The sequence below is a fragment of the Blautia sp. HCP28S3_G10 genome (genome assembly GCF_052065235.1).
Taxonomy (GTDB): Bacteria; Bacillota; Clostridia; order Lachnospirales; family Lachnospiraceae; genus Blautia_A.
This window is the reverse complement of sequence record NZ_JBQHUL010000094.1, coordinates 1-913: the sequence shown is the minus strand read 5'-3', so window position 1 is coordinate 913 and position 913 is coordinate 1. Positions and strand designations below refer to the sequence as shown.

Sequence of the window (913 nt, the reverse complement as noted above, 5' to 3'; positions counted from 1 at the left end):
AGAGATTGGTAGAGGAGCATTGCATGCGGGAAGAAGCAGTACCGTAAGGAGCTGTGGACTGCATGGAAGAGAGAATGCCGGAATGAGTAGCGAGAATAAGGTGAGAATCCTTATGGCCGAATATCCAAGGTTTCCAGGGTAAAGCTGATCTGCCCTGGGTAAGTCGGGGCCTAAGGTGAGGGCGAGAGCCGTAGCCGATGGACAACAGGTGGAGATTCCTGTACTATGACATGACAGAACTGTGGGGACACGTGCAGAGAGCGGAAGCCGGGAATGGAATCCCGGTGCAAGCGGGGTACCAGCCACATTGGAAAAACCGTGTGGCAATGGGAAGACGTGATGCGGAGCGAAATAAAGTAGCGAAGTCCGTGAGCTGTGCGTCAAGAAAAGCCGCTATTGTTCATGCCATACCCGTACCGTAAACCGACACAGGTGGATGAGGAGAGAATCCTAAGGCCGGCGGAAGAAGCATTGTCAAGGAACTCGGCAAAATGACCCCGTAACTTCGGGAGAAGGGGTGCCACGGAAACGTGGCCGCAGAGAATAGGCTCAAGCAACTGTTTAGCAAAAACACAGGTCTATGCGAAACCGTAAGGTGAGGTATATGGGCTGACGCCTGCCCGGTGCTGGAAGGTTAAGAGGAGAGGTTAGCGCAAGCGAAGCTTTGAATTTAAGCCCCAGTAAACGGCGGCCGTAACTATAACGGTCCTAAGGTAGCGAAATTCCTTGTCGGGTAAGTTCCGACCCGCACGAAAGGCGTAATGATTTGAGCGCTGTCTCGACAATGCATCCGGTGAAATTGAAGTACCAGTGAAGATGCTGGTTACCTGCGCCAGGACGGAAAGACCCCATGGAGCTTTACTCCAGTTTGGTACTGGGATCCGGTACTGCATGTACAGGATAGGTGGGAGGC

General features: G+C 52.9%; 1 rRNA gene. It reads left to right on the top strand.

Going from position 1 to position 913, the window contains the following annotated elements:
• Positions 1–913, top strand: a 23S ribosomal RNA gene (locus ACTNB8_RS16345); the annotation flags it as partial.